Origin of the sequence: Paucisalibacillus globulus DSM 18846 (genome assembly GCF_000482485.1) — a bacterium.
Lineage (GTDB): Bacteria > Bacillota > Bacilli > Bacillales > Amphibacillaceae > Ornithinibacillus > Ornithinibacillus globulus.
The window spans coordinates 89,821-112,366 of record NZ_AXVK01000001.1; the positions used below are offsets into that span (position 1 = coordinate 89,821).

Here is a 22,546-nt window from a genome sequence, read left to right on the forward strand (position 1 = left end):
TAATAAAGAATGAAACTAGGCTAAATAGTAAACATGCACAAAGAATGATGGGCTCTTTGTGCATGTTTACAAATACGATTATTTTTTTGCTATTAAAGCCAAGTAAACAGAAAGTGCTTGCTGGAACGTACGGATATCTATACCTGTTTTTTCGTAAAATTTATCAATTCGATATTGTAAACTATTACGGTGCATATACAATTTTTTTGCAGCAACAGATATATTTAAATTGCTTTCAAAAAAAACTTCCATGATTTTTAAAAACGCAGCATCATTTTGAAAGTCTTGAAGAATAAGGTTTTGTAAATCCATTTTATAATGAGGACTTGTCTGTTCAATCAATAGAAACGGAATTGCTTCTATATAGGAAACAACACTCTTCTCTGAATAAGTAAATACGGTATGTGCTCCTTGGATTAGTTGATAGTAATGCTCTTTAATCCCTTGAAGAGTAGAGAGATATGGTCCGACAAAAAATTGTATATTTATATATAAATCACTCATTAAAATGTCAATTATCTCGTTATATGAAATCTCTTCTTCTAGGTCACTCCGTTGATAGTCGACAATAACCCCTTCTGTTTCACTTTCCCATAAAACAGTTGTTTCCTTTTCAAACAATTGAATAATAGCATCTTTAAAGTCCTGTGGTTCAATTTGGTTTGAAGGGATTTTAAAATACACAAAACGAAAACTATTATTTATCTCTGGATAGTTACTGTCTATTTCAATCCACTGTTTCCACCTTTGTTCTTCTTCTGTCATTATCGGAAAGCGATTCCGATACGGTTTTAAAAATGTATGTAATAGTAGTAGATCTTTTTCTTCAAGTTCAGATGGATGAATCCCAACCAAATGTCCATTATCCATTTGAAACCATTTAAAATCTAAGTTAACTTCGATAGGTACTGTTTCGTAATGCAGAAGAGACGGATAATACTTTTTTAGTTTTTCAATCAATAGGAAAACCTCTTTTAATAGTGTTTTTTTCATTATAGCAATAGATATACTATTTTATAAAGTAAGTGTACGTCAGACGGCTAGGAAAGTATAAAAAATCTTTTCACGCCTATAGAATAACTATTGCTTCTGTCATTTTGTTTAAAAGCGAGGTGTATTCAATATGGATTATATAAGAAAAGTTATTGTAAAGGTGATTGCTATCAGTGTACATCAAGCATTTCGTTTGTTATAGTGTGTAGTAACCTATCCAAGGAGGAATTTGTTTTGTCAAATATGTTTGATAGTGCCTATGATTTAGAAAAGGCAATTCGAGAAAGTGAAGAGTTTAAAGGATTAAAAGCTGCATTTGAAGCAGTAATGAGCGACCCAACAGCAAAGAAAACATTTGAAGATTTCCGTGACACTCAAATGGAACTTCAACAAAAACAAATGCAGGGTGAAGACATCACGGAAGAAGAAGTTGAAAACGCTCGTCAAGTGGTAGAGCTTGTTCAACAGCATGAAGCGATATCTTCTCTAATGGAACAAGAACAACGCTTGAACATGGTAATTAATGAATTAAGTCAAATTATTACAAAACCTTTAGAGGAACTGTACGGATCCCATCAAGGGTAAATACATAGGAAGCACAAGGATATCATTTCCTTGTGCTTTTTTGTTGTCCTTAGCACACTCCATTCTGTACGTTCTTAACCGCATGCTCGAGGTTTCGGTTTGAAAACAGATAACGCTGTTCAAAACTTCCAAGTTATGAAATCACCCATAATCCTTATAAGTAATGATAAGAAGGAATTATGTATTTCCATATCGAATATATTCAGGTGGAGAAATTAAATTAAGGGGGAGTTAGTTTGAACTTTGTAAAACATGAAAGTAATAATGGAATTTCATTCATAAGTCTGAATCGTCCAGACCGCTATAATGCTCTTAACAAAGAAATGTTAGAAGAGCTATATGACGTAGTGGATATGGTTGATAAAAATGAAGATCGTATCGTAGTACTTCGTGGAGAAGGTAACGCATTTTGTGCTGGTGGAGATATCGCCATGATGAAGGACTTTGGAAATAAAGAATTTTTTGATTCTGTTATGGATTCGATAGCTGGTATTGTCCGCAAGCTTTATATGATGCCAAAGTTAGTTATTTCTGCGGTGCAAGGTTCAGCAGCAGGATTAGGGCTTAGTCTAGCTCTAACAGCAGATTATGTGGTTGCACATCAAGAAGCTAAATTTGGAATGTTATTTATTGGTGTAGGGCTTGCGCCTGATGGTGGTGGGCACTTCTGGGCTGAGCAACGTCTTGGTATACAACGGGCAAAACAGTTTATTTGGGGAAATCCAAGGCAGGTAAAAGGTGAAGAAGCGAAACATATGGGTTTAGTTGATTTACTCACGGGCGAAGATGTTGTTCAAGAGGCCGGAAAGTTAGGGCAAATGTTATTAGCCTCCCCTTTAGAAGCTATGTTAAAAACAAAAATGACTTATCATGAAGAGAGATTAGAAAAGTTGAATTATTTCCTTCAAAAAGAAAAACAAAACCAATGGGAACTCAGGTATTCAGAAGATCATCAAGAGGGTGTTCATGCATTTTTAGAAAAAAGAAAGCCAAGTTTTAAAGGGAAATAATATGCTTATATTTATGGGGCTAAGTTAGGAAATTTATTCCCCTAATTAGAAAAGTGGCTGTCAATAGGCTTATTAACCTAAATGACAGCCCTTTTATTATCGGTGGAATAAAACTAACTTTGCCTCTGGTGACACACATCGATGGGTATGTTCAAGATAGCCTTCCTTAGCTAATCGTTCTTCTCCTAGCTTCTTAGCTTCTTGGTCATTAGCTGCTTGGAATGATTCATCCAATAATGTTTCCCCAGATTTTTCAAAAACTGTTAATACATACGTTTTCATATTTTGATTACCTCCAGAAGTAATGATCGTTCTTATTGGTTATATTCGACCTTTTTCAAGAAAATCCTTCTTTGTAAATAACAAAAATATATGTAAAGTAACCTTGACATGCGATGTATATGTATAGTAAGCTTTACGTAAAGTTAACTTTACAAAAAAGTAGGAGATAAAATGAAAACGTTAATCCGTGAAAAACGAACCGAGAAAAATATGACACAAGAAGAGTTATCGCAAGCATTACAAGTATCACGGCAAACCATTATCTCGTTGGAAAAAGGAAAATATAAGCCATCACTTGTTCTTGCACATAAATTATCACAGATTTTTGAATGTAGTATAGAAGATTTATTTATTTTTGAGGGCGATGAAAATATTCAGGGATTACACTGATAGCGTATCTACAATCTCAAGTACAGGGGGAATATCATGTTTAGCGAATCATTTTTGGAATCACCATGGGTTATCTTGATATTAATCGGAAACTATCTCTTTTTGCTGGCACTATTTTATATCCAGAGAAGAGTTGGTAAGAAAAACTATCGATATGACGAGCGATATTATAATGTACATAACCGTGCAAAAGGACGTACCTGGGATATTATGCTTGTTATCATGTTAATTGCTAATCCGATAGTTATTATATTCGATGGAATAAAGTTTGCATTTTTCTTTTTGAATATTCTTTATATCTTACATGTTTCGATTTGGGGATTTGCAGCTGCTTATTATGATAGTAAGGAATAGAAAGGGGTAAAGAAATGACATTAAAATTAAAAAATTTAACAAAACAATTTGGAAAAAATGTTGCAGTAAATAACCTATCTTTAGAAATCCCAGAAAATGAAATGTTTGGATTTTTAGGGGGAAATGGTGCAGGCAAAACAACAACCTTTCGAATGATTCTTGGGTTGTTGGAAAAGACTTCAGGTGAGATAACTTGGAATGGAGAAAAAATAAATTATGGAAAAAGTAGAATTATAGGATACTTACCTGAGGAACGTGGTCTTTATCCGAAATTAAAAGTAAAAGAACAGATCATCTATTTAGCGCGTTTACGTGGAATGGAAAGAAAGGAAGTAGTAGGAGAACTGGAAAAGTGGCTGGAACGTTTTAAGGTTCCAGAATATATGGATAAAAGGGTTGAGGAACTATCTAAAGGAAATCAGCAAAAAATCCAATTTATTTCAGCAGTCATTCATAAACCAGAGCTTCTAATCTTAGATGAACCATTTTCAGGATTAGATCCGATCAATGTTGAGATGTTAAAAGAAGCAGTTATCGACCTGAAAAATCAAGGTACATCGATCGTATTTTCTTCTCATCGAATGGAACATGTTGAAGAATTATGTGAACACTTATGTATTTTACAAAAAGGAAATCCGGTAGTTCAAGGATCTTTACGTGAAATAAAACGTTCATTTGGTAAGAAAAATCTTCTTATTCATGCTGATATGCCACTGGACTTTTTAAAGACTTTTGAAGGTGTTACGAAATTTAAACAAACAATGAATGGGTGTATTTTGCAGATTTCAAATGAAAATATTTCTCAAGAGATTTTTCATGAACTACAAGGAAAAGGATTTGTTCGGAAATTTGAATTAGAAGAACCTTCCTTAAATGATATCTTTATTGAGAAAGTGGGTGCGAGTTATGAATAAGTTTTGGATTATTATGACACATACTTATCTATCCAAGTTAAGAACTAAGGTATTCTATATTAGCACGGTTTTAATTCTTGCATTTTTATTGGTGATGGTAAACTTCGAATCTATTATTAAAGCATTTGGTGGTGAAGAAGAACAAAAAGTAGCTATCATCGATGAATCTGGTGAACTACTCAATTATATAAACTTACAGACTAGTGATAGTGAATTAATACTAGAACCATTTTCGGATTCAGTTGAGGATGCTAAATCTCTAGTAATAGAGGATGAATATGAAGCTCTTGTTACAGTTAAATTAAATGACGAGGGATTACCAGAAGCAACATTTTTTTCGAAGAATATAACAGATTCAGAGCTGCAATTAAGTATTCAACAACAGCTACAACAGGTAAAAGTTACACTTGCTTCATCACAGTTAGGGATAGATCAAGCTGCTATACATGAGGTTTTTTCTCCTATCACTATTCATAAAGTGGCTCTAGATGAAAATGTAAAGACAGAAGAAGAACGGAATCAGGCCATGGGAATTGTATATGCCATGCTGCTATTACTGTATGTGTTTGTGATGATGTATGGTTCCATGATTGCAACAGACGTAGCAACTGAAAAATCTTCAAGAGTCATGGAAATATTAGTTTCTAGTGCTCCACCAATAACACATATGTTTGCTAAGATAATTGGGATTGCTTTGTTAGGATTAACACAGATTGGTATTTTAATAGTGGTTGCGTTTATTATGTTACAATCTAAATCCGAACAAATTGGTGGCTTGATTGTATCGTTTGGTCTCGATAATGCATCCATATCTATTATATTATATGGAGTTTTATTCTTTTTACTTGGTTTCTTCCTATATGCAACACTAGCTGCAATGCTAGGATCTCTTGTTAGTCGTGTGGAAGAGGCAAACCAAATTGTTACCCCAATCATTTTTTTAATTGCAATTGGGTTTTTCTTAGCGATATTTGGAATGAATGCACCTGAATCACAGATTGTTATTATAACATCATATATTCCATTCTTTGCACCACTTTTAATGTTTCTCCGTGTAGGACTTGTAGACGTCCCTATCTGGGAAGTATTAATCTCGGTAGGAATTCTAGTAGGGACGATTATTCTATTAGCTATTATTGGGGCGAAAGTATATAAAGGCGGTGTACTGTTATACGGAAATTCTAATCCGTTTAAGGATATTAAGAAAGCAGTACAATTAACGAAAAAAGATTAATGTTTTCACAATGCTATGATTTAAACTAACGAAAAATAGATAAGAAAAGTATATATTAGCACTGAGTAGCCCGAATACACGTAGACACCAGTGGGAGGTTCATGAGCCACCTGCTGAAAGTGAAGTGTATTCGGGCTCTAATTTTAACTAGGAAGATTTAGTAAGATTTGTAGGTGCAGATAGTTAACTTAAGATTGTTTACTTGATGAAAGTTATTTTTTATTTTCATAGTTGATGGAAACTGCGCGGTAACTAATTATTTTTAGTTGAGCAACGCACCCGCGGGGGAAATACACTTCGCTTTCCGTGGGCGGCTGGAGAGCCTCCTCACTCCTTCGTCGTTGCGGGGTCTCACCTAGGCCTGTCCTCCCACAGGAGTCTACGTGTATTTCCCCCGCTGATGTATATTGAAAAAGATTGAAAGCACTTATTAATGAAACCATGTGATAAAACAATACATAATTAGGAAACTCTAACTAGCGCAGGCAGAATACGTAGACTCCTACGGGAACAGCACGTGTCCGAAGACCCCGCAGCGGCGAACTTTCCGCGAGGAGGCTGAGGCCGTGCCCGTGGAAAGCGGAGTATTCTGCCGGAGCGGTAGCATAGCAGTTCATCCACTCCATTCATTAAATTCGAACGGCATTATACAGTAGTTACCGCACAGTCTATACAAACTGCAAAGTTAACAATATTCTTTTAGAATAAAGCCTAACTTATAGCAGTGGAACGAACGTGCATTCGTAATGCGTTTCTGGTAAAATAAAACAAAAGAGGAGGGATAATGATGGAGAAAAAAATAACCTTTATTCATGCAGCAGACTTACACTTGGACAGTCCATTTAAAGGCTTATCAAATATTGGCGAATCACTTTTTCAAGAAATAAGGAAGAGCACATTCAATGCTCTGGACAACTTAGTAAAAACAGCAATTAAGAAAAAAGTAGATTTTGTATTACTAGTTGGAGACTTATTTGATAATGAGAAACAAAGCTTGAAAGCACAAATCAGTTTGCGAAATGCCTTTGAAGAATTACAACGACATGGTATTAAAGTGTATTTATCCTATGGTAATCATGATTATATAGAAGGTAATATTTATCCAATTGTCTATCCTGAGAATGTTCATGTTTTTCCAGATGAGCAGGTTCGTTCCTTTACTTTTGAAAAAGAGAATGGTCCGTTAGCAGCAATTTATGGCTTTAGTTATGAGAATCGAGCTGTGACTTCAAAAAAGGTGTATGAATATAAGAAGATTAATAGAGATATCCCATTCCATATTGCAACTCTTCATGGAAGTCTTGAAAGTAATACGGAGCATGATACATACGCACCATTTCAGGTGGGCGAACTGATGGATTCAGACTTTGACTACTGGGCATTAGGCCATATACATAAACGAGAAATACTAAAAGAAAATCCATTTATTATCTATCCGGGGAATATTCAAGGAAGAAGCCGGAAAGAGTTAGGTGAAAAAGGTTGTTATTTCGTGGAAATGGCTGAAGGAAAACAGACTGTTGAATTTATCCCACTTCAAGCTATTGAATACAATCAATTAACGATAGACGTTTCTAATTGTGAAACAATCCATCAAGTTGAACTAGTCATTACGGAAGAGTTAAGAAATTTACATTCAATAGTTCCACAATTATTGGACGTTACCCTTAAAGGGAAAGAATCCAATTTAGTAGGGTGGAAAACAGAGAATTTATTAGAAGAAATCATTGAAATCGTTAATGATAGTTTTCAAAGCCAAAAAAACTGGCTCCACATATTTAGAACTACAATTATTGAGACATTTACAATAGAGGATAGTAGTTTAATGGGTGAACATTTTATAGGAGAGTTAATAGCAAATTTAGAGGAATCTCCTATTCGCGACCATATAAGTGATTTATTTCAACATAAGCAAGCAAGAATTTATATTGATTCCCTTTCAATAGAAGAGGAAGAGTTAATAAAGAATGAAGCAAAGCAACTACTATTGCACGAACTTTTAAAGGAATGAGGTGACACTATGAAACTACTTCGGGCAACTATTTATGGATTTGGAAAATGGGTGGATTACGATATTGACTTTTCTAATCAATCATTTATAGCAATATATGGGGAAAATGAATCTGGTAAAACAACTATCCAGCGTTTCTTGTTATTTATACTTTTTGGAATGCCACCAAGACAACGGAAGTTTTATCAGCCTAAGAACAGTAGCAAAATGGGTGGACGATTAACCATTCAAGATGATGAAATAGGCGAGTATACTATTGAAAGACTAGGAGATACACGAAATGGTGCAGCACAATGTTACACCCCAGATGGGGAAGAATATGAGGAATCCTGGCTTCGCTCGAGACTTTCTGGGATAGATGAAAAAACATATCGGTCTATTTTTTCTTTTTCCGCACTTGACTTAAGTAAATTACAAGACGTTAAAGAGGAAGATATAAGTGAAGTGTTATTAGGAATTGGTCTAACTGGTTCAACTCGAATACATACAGCTGAAAAAAAACTCGATCAAAGGCTTGGTGATTACTTTAAACCGAATGGGAAAATTCCCATCATAAATGAACAACTTGCTAAACTAAATGAACTCCAGCGTGAATTATTGGAGCTTAAACAAGAAGAGTCAACTTATCGGGTAAAAAAGAATGCTATTTTAGAATTAGAATCCGAAATTGAATTACTTACAGGAAGAATAAAGAGTGAAAAAGGAAGAGAATATCAATTAGAAAAAGTGATTCAATCATTACCTGAAGTGGAGGAGTATATTAATTACCAAACTCGACTTAAAGCATTCCCTGACCGTATTTCTTTTCCGGAAGATGGTATGAACCGCTATGAAGTTTTAAAAGGAAAACTCTTACCGTTGAAAAGTGATATTAAGCTAAGAATAAACAATAAAAATAATTTCATAGAGGAAAAAAAGGAACTGGAAGCCGAAAATAATATTTTCCCGCTAAATGAAGCTAGAACTATTTATGCGCAATATACTAACTACCAGGAAAATGAGCGAGAACTCCTTCGTATTCAAAAACAAATTAATGAACAAGATAAAACATTGAATATGGAAATTATGGCATTGAATATCAGTTTAGATAAAGAGGTTATAGAAGACATATACCTTCCTTTTAATCTGGAAAAGCAATGGGAGGATTTTAAAAGGGAATTTGAGGAAATCAAGCATGATCGATTAACCAACAATGAAAACACCCAATTACAACAATCCGAAAATAATCGCATTGAAAAAGAATTGGAGCACATCGAGGTAAGTGTATTATCGAATGAGAAAAGATTGGAACTTAAGAAACGAATTGATACCTATAAGGAAAATAAATTATTAGAAGCTTTGCAACAGGAAAATTCTCATAAACATAAAAAATGGACCAGGACAAGAGAACAAACGACTAAGAGAATCGGATTATGGCTTGGCGCTAGTATTCTAATAGGTATCGTATTTGGAGTAATTGGCTTACTTCTAGAAATACCATTTATGATTAATATCTCTGCAGTAGCTATCGTTCTTGGAATTACTCAATGGATGTTGGGGAAGAAGTCTATTAAAAGTATGGAGACTATGCTTAAAGAATCCTCAACTCCTCAAACAGTAGAACTAGTAACAGAGGATGAAATCGAGAGAGCAGAACATCACCTTCGTATTGATCAGGAAAGTACTCGTGAAATAGAGTTTTTAGAGAATAAACTTAAAGATATTTCTATTCAATTGAGAACATTACACGATCAAAAGTTACTATTAGTTGAAAGAGAAGCAGATTTACAAAGAAGAATATCGGAACAAAGGATAAATTACTCCTTTTTAGAAAGTGTAGATGTTGTTTTTTGGCCGGAGCTTTATCGTTCATTAAAAGTACTATTGCAATTAGGTAAGAATATTGCTGACTTGCAAATAAAAGAAGCCGAGCTTAAAGCGGAATTAACAGGATATCACAATAATATTGACACCTTTTTACAGGATTATGGATTTGAAAATAACGCAAAATCTTTAGTTAGTAAACTAGACTTCCTTGAATTTGAAATTAATGCTTATCTAGGTCGAGAAAAGGAAATTTCGAAGACTACTAAAATGTTGGATGATACTTCTAAACAACTTAAAGAACTATTGACGAAATGTGAAATAGTAGAAAAGGAAATTAAAGCCTTGTTTGATTTTGCTAACGTTCAAAATGAAGAAGAATTTTACCAAAGGGCAAAAGAATTAAAAATTCAAGCTGAATTGCGTGTTTCGTCAGAGAAAATTTTTAGTAAGTACTCTAGTTATTTTTCAAAAGAAGAGTGGGAGAATCTTGTTATGGCTCCTCCTAAGAAAAGTACTTTAGAACTTGAAATAAATGAGATAAAAAATGAAATTAGAGAGTTGGAAGAAAGCCAGGATAGGAACCGACAAAAACTAGCGAATATAACAGTGGAGTTTCAAAGTCTAGAATCCTCTGAAACCTACTCTAAAATGGTACATAAGTTTCAATTGGAAAAAGAAAAGTTAACTACATTATCAAGGCAGTGGGCAGTGTATAAAACGGCGAGGGATTTACTAGCGGTGACAAAGGTTAATTATCGTAATAAGTATTTATCAAAAGTTATTGCAAAAACAAATTACTTTTTCAAACAGATTACAGGTGGTAATTATACCAAAGTTGATCCTCCGATTGGTGACAAACCTTTTACAGTGGAGCGGGATGATCAGTTTCGTTTTACTGTTCAAGAATTGTCACAAGGAACAATAAATCAATTATATGTTTCATTACGATTAGCAGTTAGTGAGGTAATGAGTGAATCGATGCATCTTCCGTTTATGATTGATGATGCATTTGTTCATTTTGATGATACCCGAAGAAAACGAATCATGACTATTTTAGAAGAAATAGCTAAGCGTCATCAAGTCCTCTTATTTACTTGTAAGCAGGAGGTTTTAGAAGAAATTCATGACAAAAGCCTACACCAGTTGACAAACAGGCTACCATTAGTAGAAAATGAGTGGTAAATGAAAAAGTAATTTTTCTGTAGTGAACTGGATTGTACGAAAATACTTGAAGTGATATAGCAAATATACGTATTTAAGGTTTTGTACATCTAGCTAATGGAGGGGCATCCTTGGATGGAAAATAAAAAGAGCAAAGAATGGGAAAAACACGAAGAAACCATTGAAAAGTTTATCCAAACCATTGCTAAAAATATGAGTTTGTATGGTGTTACATCATCGATAGGTAGATTATATGGTGTACTATATTTCTCTGATGAACCAATGACACTAGATGATATGCGAGATGCGCTTGAAATGAGCAAAACGAGTATGTCAACAGGGGTTAGAACACTTTCCGATATGAAGATGGTTGAATCTACGTATAAAAAAGGAATCCGTAAGGACCTTTACACTTCTGAAGAAGATTGGTACAAGTCATTTACCTCTTTATTTGGGGGACGCTGGAGAAGGCAGACAGAATCGAATATCGAGGAAGCAGATGAAGCAATGGAAGAATTGCAAAAAATCTTAGACAAAACAGATGATGAAGAATTAAAAGAGCGTATAACTCGTGACATGGAACGATTAGAATATGCGGAAAATTATTATGATTGGTTGATAAAATTTATTCAGGTTATTGAATCTGGAAAGATATTTGAATATATACCAAAAAATAAATAATTAATATGCAGCATGAGATTGACTGATCGCTAATTAGAGTAAGTCAATCTCATTTCTGTTAATGGGGAGGAACAGTTTATGAAGAGTGGTATTGGAAATCATCAAATTGGCGATGCCTTTGAAGGATTCGTTCTCATTAAAGAGTCAACAAAAGGAACGACAAGTAATGGAAAGCCTTTTTTAACGTTAATACTACGCGACTCTACCGGAGAAATTGATGCAAAGTTATGGGATATAACGGAGGAAGATGAGACGACGTTTATTCAAGAACAAATTATTCGAATTACTGGGGAACTAAATCAGTTTCGCGGCAAAGCCCAAATGAGAATTAGTTCGATTCGTTTAGCACAAACAACGGACGGTGTACAAGTATCTGACTTTATTGAAAAGGCACCGATTGAACGGGAAGAATTAATGGTAAAGTTAACCGAAGCTATTTTTGAAATGAAAAATCCTACGATACAACGAATTGTTAGAGCGATTATCAAAAAATATCAGGAACCATTGCTATTATATCCAGCTGCAACTAGAAATCATCACGAATATGTTTCGGGCCTAGCACATCACGTTGTAAGCATGTTGAAAATTGCTAGTGAGCTATGTCAGTTGTATCCTCAAGTTAATAAGGACTTATTATATGCGGGGGTTATATTACATGATATCGGGAAGTTAAAAGAACTTTCTGGTGTTATATCTACAACCTATACATTGGAAGGGAAATTATTAGGTCATATCCCAATTATGGTAGAAGAAATTGGCCAGATGGCAAGAGAGTTAAAAGTTGAAGGGGAAGAAGTATTAATATTACAGCATTTGGTTCTGAGTCATCATGGAAAGGCAGAATGGGGAAGTCCAACACCACCATTAGTTAGAGAGGCCGAATTATTACACTTTATTGATTTAATTGATGCAAAAATGAATATGTTGAATCGAGCTTTAGATAAAGTGAAGCCTGGAGAGTTTACGGATCGCTTATTTGCGATGGATAATCGTTCTTTCTATAAGCCTACATTTGAAGAATAATTTTTCCTGTAATGATTCAAATTCCTTGTACATATACATGAAATAAGTAGTTATGGACAAGGGGGTTAAAAACATGATTTTGGGAATGCCATGGTGGGTTTTCATGATGATCTTATTCATTTTCTTTAGTGGTTATATGTCTTTTCGTGCAATGCGCGCAGAAAGGGAACTTGAAAGACACTATATTGAGCGAGAAGGCCAAGTATATATAGAGAGAATGGAAGAAGAGCGTGAAGAACGACATAAAAATGAAGCAACGAATTAATTTTTACTAGAAAGTACCTACTCCGAGTTAATCTAAACGTAAAAGGGTCTGATCCCCTAATTTGGGAATCAGACCCTTGTCCATCTCTTTAAAATTAACCTTGTGCTTCAGGTTTTGTGAAAAGATCTTTGAATTCATCTAGTTTAACGTCAATTTTTGCATCTTCTAAAAGTTTGTCCATTTTTTCCTGAACAGCTGCATAATCAACTTGTTCCGTTGCTATTTCTTTACGGATATCTTCTTTCTTATCTTCTAGAGTTGGAATTTCTGTAACTTGAATGATGTGATATCCAAATTCGGATTTAACAGGTTCACTAATTTCTCCTTCTCCAAGGCCAAATGCAGTATCTTCAAATTCTTTAACCATCTTACCTTTAGCAAAGAAACCTAGGTCTCCACCTTGAGAAGCGGAACCATCAGTAGAGTTTTCCTTTGCTAGCTCAGCAAAGTCAGCACCTTCATCAAGTTGTTTCTTTAAATCTTTAGCTTTTGCTTCATCTTCAACTAGGATGTGACTTGCACGGATTTCAAGTTCACCATTTTCTTTCTTCTCGTTGAATTTCTTTTCTACATCTTCATCTGAAACATCAATATCTTCATATACAAGTTTTTCTTGAAGTAGTCTTTGGTACGTTTGTTCACGGAATGCATCTTCGTCAGGGTAACCTTGTTGCATTAACCACATGGAGAACATTTCACCCTGTGCGTCTTTCGCATCTTGAATAGCTTTATCTAATTCCTCATCTGTAACTTCGTATTTATCTTCTAATACCTTAATAACAACCATATTGTAAAGTGCACTTTCACCAATATAGTCCTTCATCTCAGCATAGAAATCTCCTTTAGTTACGTCTCCTACTTTTGTTTCTACGATTACTTCTGAATCTGCTTTAGATTCATCATTATCGGCAGTACATGCAGAAAGTAGTAAAGCCCCAGCTGTGATTGTTGCTGCAATTGATAATTTTTTCATTTAAGCCACACTCCTAATCATATTGTTACCTCTTGGCTATTGATTAATATACCACAGTTTTGATGAAAAATAATAGCTTAATGGTGAATTACTTACATTTTACACATTTATTGTTCGTCATCAAACCATGACATTTAATACTTTTATATAGGAGGAGACCAGTAAGATAAGCATCATTACATTGATTACACGGAATACCCTTGCTTGTTTGGTTGCATTCATTTCTAACTTCTTACAAAATTTATCTGCTAACGTATTGAAAATGAATAAAATGATGAATGCATAAAATAGAAAAATAATAATCATATCTTATCAACCTCCTAAAGGAACCTAAATATTCTAACAGAGATATTTATGCAGAATACATAAATATCATGCAACTGAGTTAAAACTAGCAAACTAGTTACCTATAAAATACTGTAACAAAAAATTCATTTTATGGATAGTAAAAAAAGAAGGAGTGTTTTAAACACTCCTTCTAATTTGCTTTAAGTAGGATATCAAAACCTTCATTACCATTTTCAATAAATGCGTTTTTAGGTGCTTTGATAAGGTGAAAAATAGTTAGATAATCTAAAAAGGATATCCCAATATTTAATGATGTAATTAAAAGAAAATAGATATAGATATTTGGAAATACTAATGTAGCAATTAATCCTGGTATAGTTATTATCAATGTTGGTGCCAATGCTGAAATGATAAAAGCATTCTTACTAATATGAGTATCGGTATAGAAAGTAAACACTGGTAACGCTTTTTTTCTTAGTATAATTAAATTTATTCGTCTTTTAAACAAAAATAATGGTAGAATATGCATAAAAGAATGAAGGGTTGGCAATAAAATGATTGCCAATAAAAACAGGATAATACCTGAATCGTTAACCTGGTTTACTTGATGGAATATAGAAAATGGTACGTTTAATATAATAAATGACAATAATGCTGTAAATATAGATATTAGGTTGATCCATTTTAATCCATATTGTTTATCTAAGTTAACAGATTTCCAGCAGTTCATCTCATTGTCCCTCCTATTCTTTCAAAGAAATTTTTTAGAAAATCAGTTGCATTTTTTAAAGCCTTATTGATGATAGTATCTTGCTAAGAAAAATGCAATACTTTTTACTGAAAAAATATATTTTACAATACTGTTTATAATGAATAATATTCTGATAATCATTATTCGGATGGGGTAAAGGAGGATGTTGTACATGGCTTGGGATAACAATTTAGCTACGTTTCAATTACAATTATTATCTAAAATAATCGACATCAATAAATACCCTTTTACCAGGCTTGTTATGGAGTATAAGTTGACAGAAGATGAATATAATGATCTTTTTACCTTATTAGAAGTCACAAATCAAGAATATGTACAACAAAAGGAAGAGGGATTGCTTAATTATTCATCCAACTTAGTAAAGTTCGCGGGAATGTTAAACGAAAAGTTAGATCCAACAGTAACAATCTTTGCATTACATAAAGAAGGTTATTATCCTGATTTATTAGCAGAGTTTATCAAATTACTAGAAAAAGATGGCTTGTAGATATGTACTATCCTACAAGCCATCTTTTTTGATTTCGGATGCTTCTTTAAAGAAGCAATCTAATCTATTATGAAAATCTAGTAAATCATCAAGTTTATTCTGAATTTGGGGATCCTTTATATCGTTTTGTATTTGGTCAAATTCGTTTTTTAATTCCAACAAGGATTCTTTCCGATTTTCAGTAGCATCTTTCCATTTCTTCGTATAGAAGCTTAAAAATTGTTTATATAAATGATTATTTGCTTGATATAAATCCTTTCGAACCCCTTTTTTCCATACTCGTTTTACGAGGTTTAATTCTACTAAACTACGCATACTTGTACTTATCGAGGTTTTACTTTTTCCTAGTTCTTCACTCAATTCATCTAATGTTAAAGGTGTTCCCTCTACATATAGATAGGCAAAAACTCTTGCCTCGATTGGAGTTAAATCAAATAATTCAACGGTTTTTGCAAATTCTAGTAACATTCCATTTTTTACCTTTACATTGCTGTTATCCAACACATAAACCTCCTAAACTCTCCTACTATAAGGTTACAATAGTCATCCAATATTGAAAAATGGATAGTTGATAGGCATTTTGGAGTAATATGGAGTATTTATAAGGAAAACACCCGTTTGATTCGTACAGTTTAAACTGTATAAAAAATATAATCGAAAATAAAGGAATACAAAGTTTGTCCAGTTCATATAAAAAGGTGTATAGTATTACAAGTAAGCCATGCGGTACGGTTCGTTTTCATACAATCTATGAATCTACAATTTACATGTATGACGAAAGAGGTGAAGAATTTGCCAATAATAGAAGCGAAAAACCTCACGAAGGTTTTTGGTAAAAATTCAAAACAGGCAATAGAACTTTTGGATAAAGGATTATCCAAAGAAGAAATATTAAAGAAAACAGGAAGTACAGTTGGTGTAAATAGAGCATCTTTTACAGTTGAACCAGGTGAAATCTTCGTAATTATGGGATTATCTGGTAGTGGTAAGTCAACATTGGTTAGACTTATCAACCGACTAATCGAACCAACGATGGGTAGTATTTTAATTAATGGTCAGGATTTAGCGAAAATGGATAAACCATCATTACGTCAAGTTCGTCGTGAAAAACTTGGAATGGTGTTTCAGCGTTTTGCGCTATTTCCTAATCGAACTGTCCTTGCAAATACGGAATATGGCTTAGAAATCCAAAAGGTACCAAAAGAGGAAAGAACAAAGAAAGCAACCGAAGCACTAAAAATGGTTGGCTTAGAAGGGTATCTAGAACAAAAGCCAGATCAACTATCTGGTGGTATGCAGCAACGTGTAGGATTAGCGAGAGCTTTAGCTAATGACCCAGAAGTGTTATTAATGGATGAGGCGTTTTCTGCGCTTGACCCGTTAATTCGCAAGGACATGCAAGATGAATTAATTGATCTACAATCTACTATGAAAAAGACGATTATTTTTATTACGCATGATTTAGATGAGGCATTACGTTTAGGTGATCGAATCGCGTTGATGAAAGACGGTTCAATTGTACAGATTGGTACACCTGAAGAAATCTTAATGAATCCAGCAAATGATTATGTTGAACGCTTTGTTGAGGATGTTGACCGTTCGAAGGTTCTAACTGCACAGCATATTATGAAACGCCCAGAGACGATTAATATTGAGAAACATGGTCCACGTGTTGCGTTAGAACGAATGAAGGAAACTGGAATATCAAGTATTTTAGTGGTGGACAGTAAACGAAATCTGAAGGGATATGTCACTGCTGATGATGCTTCAGATGCAAGAAAGAAAGAAATTCGTGATCTTAAAGAAATATTACGAACAGATATTAAGAAAGTAGATAAAGAAACATCCATGCAAGAAATATTTAATGTAATCAATGGTTCACCGATACCTGTTGCAGTTGTGGAAAATGAAAAGCTAGTAGGTATTATTGTACGGGGTGCTGTCATTGCTGCACTTGCAGGAGATAGTGAGGTGAATTTAGACCATGCTTAAGGAATGGTTTACAGAGGGAATACCGATTGCAGAAGGTACGGAATGGGTAACAGATTTAATAACTAAAACATTTGCATTTTTATTCGATCCGATAAAAGAACATTTTGGTAATTTCTTGGACTTTTCGTCTGAAACATTAATGCTAGTTCCGCCTATCGTTATTATAATTGTTGTTGCAATAATTGCATTCTTTTTAAGTGGAAAGAAGCTAGGACTCGCAGCCTTTTCCGTTGTAGGTTTATGGCTAATTGATAATCAAGGCTATTGGGAACATTTAATTAGCACGTTTACCTTAGTATTAATTGCTAGTTTATTATCTGTAATTATTGGCGTTCCTATCGGGATTCTTATGTCTAAAAGTAAAACTGCTGAAGCTATTTTTAAACCGATATTAGATTTTATGCAGACAATGCCTGCATTCGTATATCTAATTCCGGCGGTTGCTTTCTTTGGAATTGGGATGGTACCTGGTATATTTGCGTCACTGATTTTTGCAACACCACCAACAGTGCGTTTTACAAACTTAGGTATTCGCCAAGTTTCTAAAGAGCTTGTTGAAGCATCCGAGGCATTTGGAAGTACCGGAACTCAGAAGTTATTAAAAGTAGAATTACCAATGGCCAAAGCTACGATTATGGCAGGAATTAACCAAACCGTTATGCTTGCTTTGTCAATGGTAGTTATTGCTTCTATGATTGGGGCACCAGGTCTTGGACGAGAAGTACTATCATCCTTACAACGTGCCCAAGTAGGAACAGGGTTTGTAGCTGGTATTGGTATTGTTATTTTGGCAATTATAATTGATCGTTTTACACAAAGTGCCAATTCGAAAAAGGAACAATAAAATCATTTGTTTTAAAAGATTTCTTTATTAAGTTGGTACCTTTTCTTTGATGAGAAGTTCCATATATATATCATTAAAAAGGGAGAGAAATAGTATATGTTAAAGCATAATTGGAAACGTCTTGGTTTAACTCTAGGACTTTCATTAACATTATTTGCAGCAGGATGTGGATCGGATGATGAAGGTTCATCTGATGGATCATCAACTGAAGGTAATGGGGAAGTAAATTACAGTGAAGCAGTAGATTATACGATTACGGGTATTGAAGCAGGTGCAGGAGTATTCCAGGCATCTGAAAGAGTTGTTGAGGAATATGGTCTTGATGGCTGGAAAGTTGCAGCTTCTTCAAGTGGTGCTATGGCAACAGCATTAGGAGAGGCAATTGAAAATGAAGAACCTATTATTGTTACTGGTTGGTCACCACACTGGAAATTTGCTAAGTATGACTTAAAATATCTAGAAGATCCAAAAGGAACTTTCGGTGACGCAGAAATTATTGGTACAATGGTTCGTCAAGGGTTAGAGGAAGATATGCCAAATGCATATAAAGTGTTGGATCAATTCTTCTGGACAGAACAAGATATGAACGATGTTATGTTAGAAATCTCTAATGGTGGAACTCCAAGTGATGTTGCTGCATCTTGGGTAGAAGAAAACCCTGAGAAGATTGCAGAGTGGACAGATGGTGTTGAAGAAGTTGATGGTAAAGAAATCGAATTAGTATATGTTGAGTGGGATACTGAGGTTGCATCTACCAATGTTGTAGCTAAAGTGTTAGAGGACCTTGGTTTTAAGGTAACTGTTACGCCACTAGATAACGGTGTTATGTGGCAAGCTATTGCAAGTGGGGAAGCTGATGGTATGGTAGCTGCATGGTTGCCTGGAACACATGGTGACTTATATGAGGAATATAAGGATCAATTAGTAGATCTTGGTGCAAATCTAGAGGGTGCAAAAATTGGTTTAGTTGTTCCAGCTTATATGGATATTGATTCTATTGAAGATTTAGAAGCTAAGTAATGACAATAAAAGAGCAGGCATTTTTCATGCCTGCTTTTATTATTGGAATAATTAATAGAAAACTATTAATTATCAGTTAGTTTGTAAGATGGTGTCAATGAAATAATAAAATAAAGGGGTTTTCATAAATATGAAAAAGATTTTACTGACAATCGGATTGACTACTGCACTGGCTTTAGCAGGTTGTAGTAATGATTCTTCAGATCAAGTAGAAAATGGTGAAACAAGTTATAGTGAGGCGGTTGACCATACGATTATTGGGATTGAGCCTGGAGCAGGTATCAGTGTTACAACAGAAAAGGCAATAGAAGAATATGAGTCTTTAAGCGGCTGGACGGTCGAATTATCCTCTACGGCAGCGATGGCAGCAGAATTAGATAAAGCAATGGAAAATGAAGAACCCATCATTATTACCGGGTGGAATCCTCATTGGACATTCGCTAAATATCCTGACATGAAATATTTAGAGGATACAAAAGGTGTATATGGTGACGTAGAAGAAATTAAAACTATAGCTCGAAAAGGTCTAGAAGAAGAAAAGCCAGAGGCATTTAAGCTGCTCGATCAGTTTAATTGGGAAGTAGAAGATATGGAATGGATAATGTATGAATCAAAGGAATCAGGTGACGATATTGCTGCGGTTGCTGAACAGTGGGTAGCGGATAATCAAAGCAAAGTTGATGAATGGTTAGAAGGAGTTAATGATGTAGATGGTGTTGAAATAGAACTTGTATCTACACCATGGGATTCTGAACGGGCTTCAGCAAATGTTGTAAAGTATGCAATGGAGCAGAAAGGCTTTAAAGTGACCGTTACACCAGTAGATGTTGCTGTTGTTTTTGAATCCATTGCTAATGGAGATGGTGACGCGTCATTAGCCCCATGGATGCCGATAACACATAAAGATTTCTATGAGAGCTACCAAAATGATTTTATAGACCTAGGTGCGAACTTAGAAGGTGCAAAAATTGGTCTTGTGGTTCCAGCTTATATGGAGATTGATTCGATAGAAGATCTTGAAGCGAAATAATAATAAGTGTAAAAGGTTTTCTTGGGGAATAGCGCCGGAAAATCCTTTTAAAATTGGCTGTTTTCGTAAAGTTTGTTGCTTTTTAATTTCGCAGTTGATGGAAAGTGTGAAGTAACTACTAATCATTTTTCAGCTGAAATTTCCCTATAAAAATACAGATTTCCGCTGTTTAGGTCTAAGGGCGCGCAAGACCATGCAACTAAATCAGGAAAACATGATCCCTCTTATACTGAGCATGTAACCGATTCAGGAAAACATGAGACCTCACAGCCAGAACATGCGACCGATTCGGGAAAACATGGGCCCTCACAGTCAGAGCATGTAACCGATTCAGGAAAACATGGGCCCTCACAGTCAGGACATGCGACCGATTCAGGAAAACATTAGACCTTCCATGCAAATCATGGGCCCGATTTATGCGCACTTTATACAAATTGTTAATTATCAACAATCTTTCAGAATACAACCTTTAAATTAAAAATAACAATATCAATTATTGTTGAAATATATATTAGTACCATATATTCTTATAGAATTGATCCACAAAAACACCAACACTTATCAAGTGTTGGTGTTTTAAATTAAGCTTCTTTATTCTTGTTTTCATTAACTTTTTCTTCTAAGTCCTTTAAACTGGATTCAATTTGCTCAAGATATTGATGGATATTCTTTTGATGAGGCTCTACTGATTCTTTCCATTCTACAATTGAACTTTTCATTTCATGCGTTAAATCCTTAATTAATGAAACCCCTTCTTTAGATGTAGCTGCAATTTGATTCTTTAAGCGTAGCCCATCTAGTTTAAGATTTTCTAGTAACTCTTTCCATTCTAAACTTTGATCTTTTACTTTCGTTCTCAGTTCTCTTCCGGATGTTGGAGTACTTAATAATGTTGCGGTGGCCCCGACTACACCTCCAACTATAATACCTAAAGCGAATGATTTCCCACTTGCCAAAATAATCCCGCTCCTTTCCCACTTACTATAGTTTTTCCTTGTTTTCTCTATTTTTATGTATGTTGTTAATCCTAAGGAAATTGTGGATTAACTAGTTTAAAAAATCCTCTGACAGACCATGCCAGAGGACTTTATTATATCATTCTTTAGACAGTAATTGGATTCGATCTTTTTAATATTTGTTGAACAATGGGGTAAATGATAACCAATAAAATGGTATTTAAGACTGCTGCTAGTACTACAGCAGGAAAGGCTAAGAGTAATGCACCTTCCATTGAACCAATTACATAAAAAACTAATGTTAAGAAAATCGAACCACTAATCATTGTTCCAATTGCAGTTAAAAAAGGAACACTAATCTTAGTGTCTACTCTATTGTTAACTAATAAGAATAGGGCGAAAAAAATTAAAGCTGTAATCGGCTTTTCGACTATGTTAGCGATTTGACCACCTGGTGCGTTTGTAAGTAGTCCTGATAATAAGCCAGTAGCTATTGCTAAAACAACCACATACTTTAACTTAGGGAATAACATAATTCCTATAAACATCATTGCCAACATCATATCTGGAGTTACTCCGTAGATTGGTGGCATGACAAAGTGCAACACAGCACCCATCCCCACAAGTAGTGACAGAATGACTAAAATCCTTGTATTCATTTATACCTCTCCTCGGCTAAGCTTTACTAAGCTCTTATAGTTTAGTACCTCAACTGTACACTCGTTGTCAGTTGCAGGAACTTAACTTTAGTATAACAAACATTATATGAAATAAAAAGAACTTATTTATAAATTGTTTGTTTTTTTGGACTACTTCATTTCATTGGAAATATCAGCTGCAATTACTTTTAAATCTTCAGATGTATAATCTTCTGTATGTACCTTCCAATTAGAAGAAAATCCATCTCCTTTTCCATAACGTGGAATAAGGTGGATATGAATATGGAAAACGGACTGGTCAGCAGGTGCTTCATTATTATTAAGTAGGTTCATCCCTACAGGTTGATATGCTGCTTTAATAGCATTCGCAATTCGAGGAACACGTGCAAATAATTCACTAGCGACTTCACTAGGTGTTTCGTAAATATTCTTTACATGTTTTTTAGGAATAACCAATGTATGTCCTTTCGTTACTTGGCTAATATCTAGGAACGCATACACTTGATCATCTTCATACACTTTAGCTGATGGAATTTCTCCAGCAATTATTTTACAAAAAATACAATCTTCATGTGCCATTGTCGTCAGCTCCTAACATTTTCTTCTATTGTATATAGTTGGGGAGTTGGATGTAAAGTTATATGTTAATTACTGAGATAGTAGTACAGTCATGTTTCATGCATAAGTTCGACTCGTGAGCCCATAAATCTAAAACACATGTGTCGGTTCTAATAAAATAAAAAGTGAAATACAAAAAAACAGGCATCGTCCATAGGACGAGCCTGTTATAGAGCCGAGGTCATAAACTAATGTGGG

The 22,546-nt window shown here is 34.5% G+C and carries 25 protein-coding genes; 16 read left to right on the top strand and 9 right to left on the bottom strand.

Features of this window, described 5'->3' with window-relative positions:
• Positions 1 to 78 precede the first annotated feature (78 nt).
• Complete coding sequence (locus tag K332_RS0100465) at positions 79 to 960, bottom strand: PucR family transcriptional regulator (RefSeq protein ID WP_026905650.1); 882 nt, start codon at positions 958 to 960, stop codon at positions 79 to 81.
• A gap of 267 nt (positions 961 to 1,227) precedes the next feature.
• Here K332_RS0100465 and K332_RS0100470 point away from each other — a divergent pair, with 267 nt between their 5' ends.
• A complete protein-coding gene (locus tag K332_RS0100470) occupies positions 1,228 to 1,578 on the top strand; it encodes a YlbF/YmcA family competence regulator (protein WP_026905651.1) in 351 nt (116 codons plus the stop codon).
• Between the two features lie 236 nt (positions 1,579 to 1,814).
• A complete protein-coding gene (locus tag K332_RS0100475; RefSeq protein WP_026905652.1) occupies positions 1,815 to 2,588 on the top strand; it encodes an enoyl-CoA hydratase-related protein in 774 nt (257 codons plus the stop codon).
• A gap of 96 nt (positions 2,589 to 2,684) precedes the next feature.
• On the opposite strand, the gene K332_RS0100480 is transcribed toward K332_RS0100475, so the two are convergent.
• The gene (locus K332_RS0100480) at positions 2,685 to 2,870 is read right to left on the bottom strand and encodes a YhzD family protein (protein WP_026905653.1); all 186 of its coding nucleotides are present in this window, start codon (positions 2,868 to 2,870) and stop codon (positions 2,685 to 2,687) included.
• Between the two features lie 171 nt (positions 2,871 to 3,041).
• Here K332_RS0100480 and K332_RS0100485 point away from each other — a divergent pair, with 171 nt between their 5' ends.
• The 9 genes from K332_RS0100485 to K332_RS0100525 all read left to right on the top strand — a co-directional run bounded on the left by K332_RS0100485 (position 3,042) and on the right by K332_RS0100525 (position 12,709).
• Positions 3,042 to 3,260 carry a helix-turn-helix transcriptional regulator gene (locus K332_RS0100485; RefSeq protein WP_026905654.1) on the top strand — a complete coding sequence of 73 codons (219 nt, stop codon included), beginning with the start codon at positions 3,042 to 3,044 and terminating at the stop codon, positions 3,258 to 3,260.
• A gap of 36 nt (positions 3,261 to 3,296) precedes the next feature.
• Positions 3,297 to 3,614 carry a DUF2178 domain-containing protein gene (locus K332_RS21730; protein ID WP_051359301.1) on the top strand — a complete coding sequence of 106 codons (318 nt, stop codon included), beginning with the start codon at positions 3,297 to 3,299 and terminating at the stop codon, positions 3,612 to 3,614.
• A 14-nt stretch (positions 3,615 to 3,628) separates the two neighbouring features.
• Positions 3,629 to 4,528, top strand: coding sequence for an ABC transporter ATP-binding protein (locus tag K332_RS0100495; protein ID WP_026905655.1), 900 nt, complete (start codon positions 3,629 to 3,631; stop codon positions 4,526 to 4,528).
• Complete coding sequence (locus tag K332_RS0100500; protein WP_026905656.1) at positions 4,521 to 5,762, top strand: ABC transporter permease; 1,242 nt, start codon at positions 4,521 to 4,523, stop codon at positions 5,760 to 5,762. Before K332_RS0100495 ends, K332_RS0100500 begins: the two co-directional genes overlap by 8 nt.
• 787 nt (positions 5,763 to 6,549) lie before the next feature.
• Positions 6,550 to 7,773 carry a metallophosphoesterase family protein gene (locus K332_RS0100505; protein ID WP_026905657.1) on the top strand — a complete coding sequence of 408 codons (1,224 nt, stop codon included), beginning with the start codon at positions 6,550 to 6,552 and terminating at the stop codon, positions 7,771 to 7,773.
• A 9-nt stretch (positions 7,774 to 7,782) separates the two neighbouring features.
• On the top strand, positions 7,783 to 10,761 hold the full coding sequence (locus K332_RS0100510; protein WP_026905658.1) for an ATP-binding protein: 2,979 nt from the start codon (positions 7,783 to 7,785) through the stop codon (positions 10,759 to 10,761).
• A 114-nt stretch (positions 10,762 to 10,875) separates the two neighbouring features.
• Positions 10,876 to 11,421: a GbsR/MarR family transcriptional regulator gene (locus tag K332_RS0100515; protein ID WP_026905659.1), complete on the top strand. Its 546-nt coding sequence runs from the start codon at positions 10,876 to 10,878 to the stop codon at positions 11,419 to 11,421.
• A gap of 78 nt (positions 11,422 to 11,499) precedes the next feature.
• Positions 11,500 to 12,444 carry a 3'-5' exoribonuclease YhaM gene (yhaM, locus tag K332_RS0100520; RefSeq protein WP_026905660.1) on the top strand — a complete coding sequence of 315 codons (945 nt, stop codon included), beginning with the start codon at positions 11,500 to 11,502 and terminating at the stop codon, positions 12,442 to 12,444.
• A 73-nt stretch (positions 12,445 to 12,517) separates the two neighbouring features.
• Positions 12,518 to 12,709: a sporulation YhaL family protein gene (locus tag K332_RS0100525; RefSeq protein ID WP_026905661.1), complete on the top strand. Its 192-nt coding sequence runs from the start codon at positions 12,518 to 12,520 to the stop codon at positions 12,707 to 12,709.
• A gap of 94 nt (positions 12,710 to 12,803) precedes the next feature.
• On the opposite strand, the gene K332_RS0100530 is transcribed toward K332_RS0100525, so the two are convergent.
• The 3 genes from K332_RS0100530 to K332_RS0100540 all read right to left on the bottom strand — a co-directional run bounded on the left by K332_RS0100530 (position 12,804) and on the right by K332_RS0100540 (position 14,700).
• Positions 12,804 to 13,682 carry a peptidylprolyl isomerase gene (locus K332_RS0100530; protein ID WP_026905662.1) on the bottom strand — a complete coding sequence of 293 codons (879 nt, stop codon included), beginning with the start codon at positions 13,680 to 13,682 and terminating at the stop codon, positions 12,804 to 12,806.
• A gap of 120 nt (positions 13,683 to 13,802) precedes the next feature.
• Positions 13,803 to 13,988: a hypothetical protein gene (locus K332_RS0100535; protein ID WP_026905663.1), complete on the bottom strand. Its 186-nt coding sequence runs from the start codon at positions 13,986 to 13,988 to the stop codon at positions 13,803 to 13,805.
• 172 nt (positions 13,989 to 14,160) lie between these two features.
• Positions 14,161 to 14,700 (bottom strand): DUF3267 domain-containing protein, encoded by a 540-nt coding sequence (locus K332_RS0100540; RefSeq protein ID WP_026905664.1) that lies wholly within the window; start codon positions 14,698 to 14,700, stop codon positions 14,161 to 14,163.
• Positions 14,701 to 14,893: 193 nt separating this feature from the next.
• Here K332_RS0100540 and K332_RS0100545 point away from each other — a divergent pair, with 193 nt between their 5' ends.
• Positions 14,894 to 15,229 carry a DUF1878 family protein gene (locus K332_RS0100545; protein ID WP_036687749.1) on the top strand — a complete coding sequence of 112 codons (336 nt, stop codon included), beginning with the start codon at positions 14,894 to 14,896 and terminating at the stop codon, positions 15,227 to 15,229.
• Between the two features lie 12 nt (positions 15,230 to 15,241).
• Here the strand turns inward: K332_RS0100545 and K332_RS0100550 are convergent, their stop codons facing one another.
• Positions 15,242 to 15,733 carry a GbsR/MarR family transcriptional regulator gene (locus K332_RS0100550; RefSeq protein WP_425414434.1) on the bottom strand — a complete coding sequence of 164 codons (492 nt, stop codon included), beginning with the start codon at positions 15,731 to 15,733 and terminating at the stop codon, positions 15,242 to 15,244.
• 288 nt (positions 15,734 to 16,021) lie between these two features.
• Between K332_RS0100550 and K332_RS0100555 the strand changes: the two genes are divergently transcribed.
• From K332_RS0100555 to K332_RS0100570, 4 genes are all read left to right on the top strand, one after another.
• Positions 16,022 to 17,221 (top strand): quaternary amine ABC transporter ATP-binding protein, encoded by a 1,200-nt coding sequence (locus K332_RS0100555; protein ID WP_026905667.1) that lies wholly within the window; start codon positions 16,022 to 16,024, stop codon positions 17,219 to 17,221.
• The gene (locus tag K332_RS0100560) at positions 17,214 to 18,065 is read left to right on the top strand and encodes an ABC transporter permease (RefSeq protein WP_026905668.1); all 852 of its coding nucleotides are present in this window, start codon (positions 17,214 to 17,216) and stop codon (positions 18,063 to 18,065) included. Before K332_RS0100555 ends, K332_RS0100560 begins: the two co-directional genes overlap by 8 nt.
• Before the next feature lie 96 nt (positions 18,066 to 18,161).
• Positions 18,162 to 19,085, top strand: coding sequence for a glycine betaine ABC transporter substrate-binding protein (locus K332_RS0100565; RefSeq protein ID WP_026905669.1), 924 nt, complete (start codon positions 18,162 to 18,164; stop codon positions 19,083 to 19,085).
• 130 nt (positions 19,086 to 19,215) lie between these two features.
• Entirely contained in the window at positions 19,216 to 20,115 is a 900-nt protein-coding gene (locus K332_RS0100570; RefSeq protein ID WP_036687752.1) for a glycine betaine ABC transporter substrate-binding protein, read from the top strand.
• Between the two features lie 581 nt (positions 20,116 to 20,696).
• Here K332_RS0100570 and K332_RS0100575 read toward each other — a convergent pair.
• From K332_RS0100575 to K332_RS0100585, 3 genes are all read right to left on the bottom strand, one after another.
• Complete coding sequence (locus K332_RS0100575; protein WP_026905671.1) at positions 20,697 to 21,071, bottom strand: YtxH domain-containing protein; 375 nt, start codon at positions 21,069 to 21,071, stop codon at positions 20,697 to 20,699.
• Positions 21,072 to 21,217: 146 nt separating this feature from the next.
• On the bottom strand, positions 21,218 to 21,730 hold the full coding sequence (locus K332_RS0100580) for a tryptophan transporter (protein WP_026905672.1): 513 nt from the start codon (positions 21,728 to 21,730) through the stop codon (positions 21,218 to 21,220).
• Between the two features lie 150 nt (positions 21,731 to 21,880).
• Positions 21,881 to 22,309, bottom strand: a complete 429-nt coding sequence (locus K332_RS0100585; RefSeq protein WP_026905673.1) for an HIT family protein — start codon at positions 22,307 to 22,309, stop codon at positions 21,881 to 21,883.
• Positions 22,310 to 22,546: the final 237 nt, after the last annotated feature.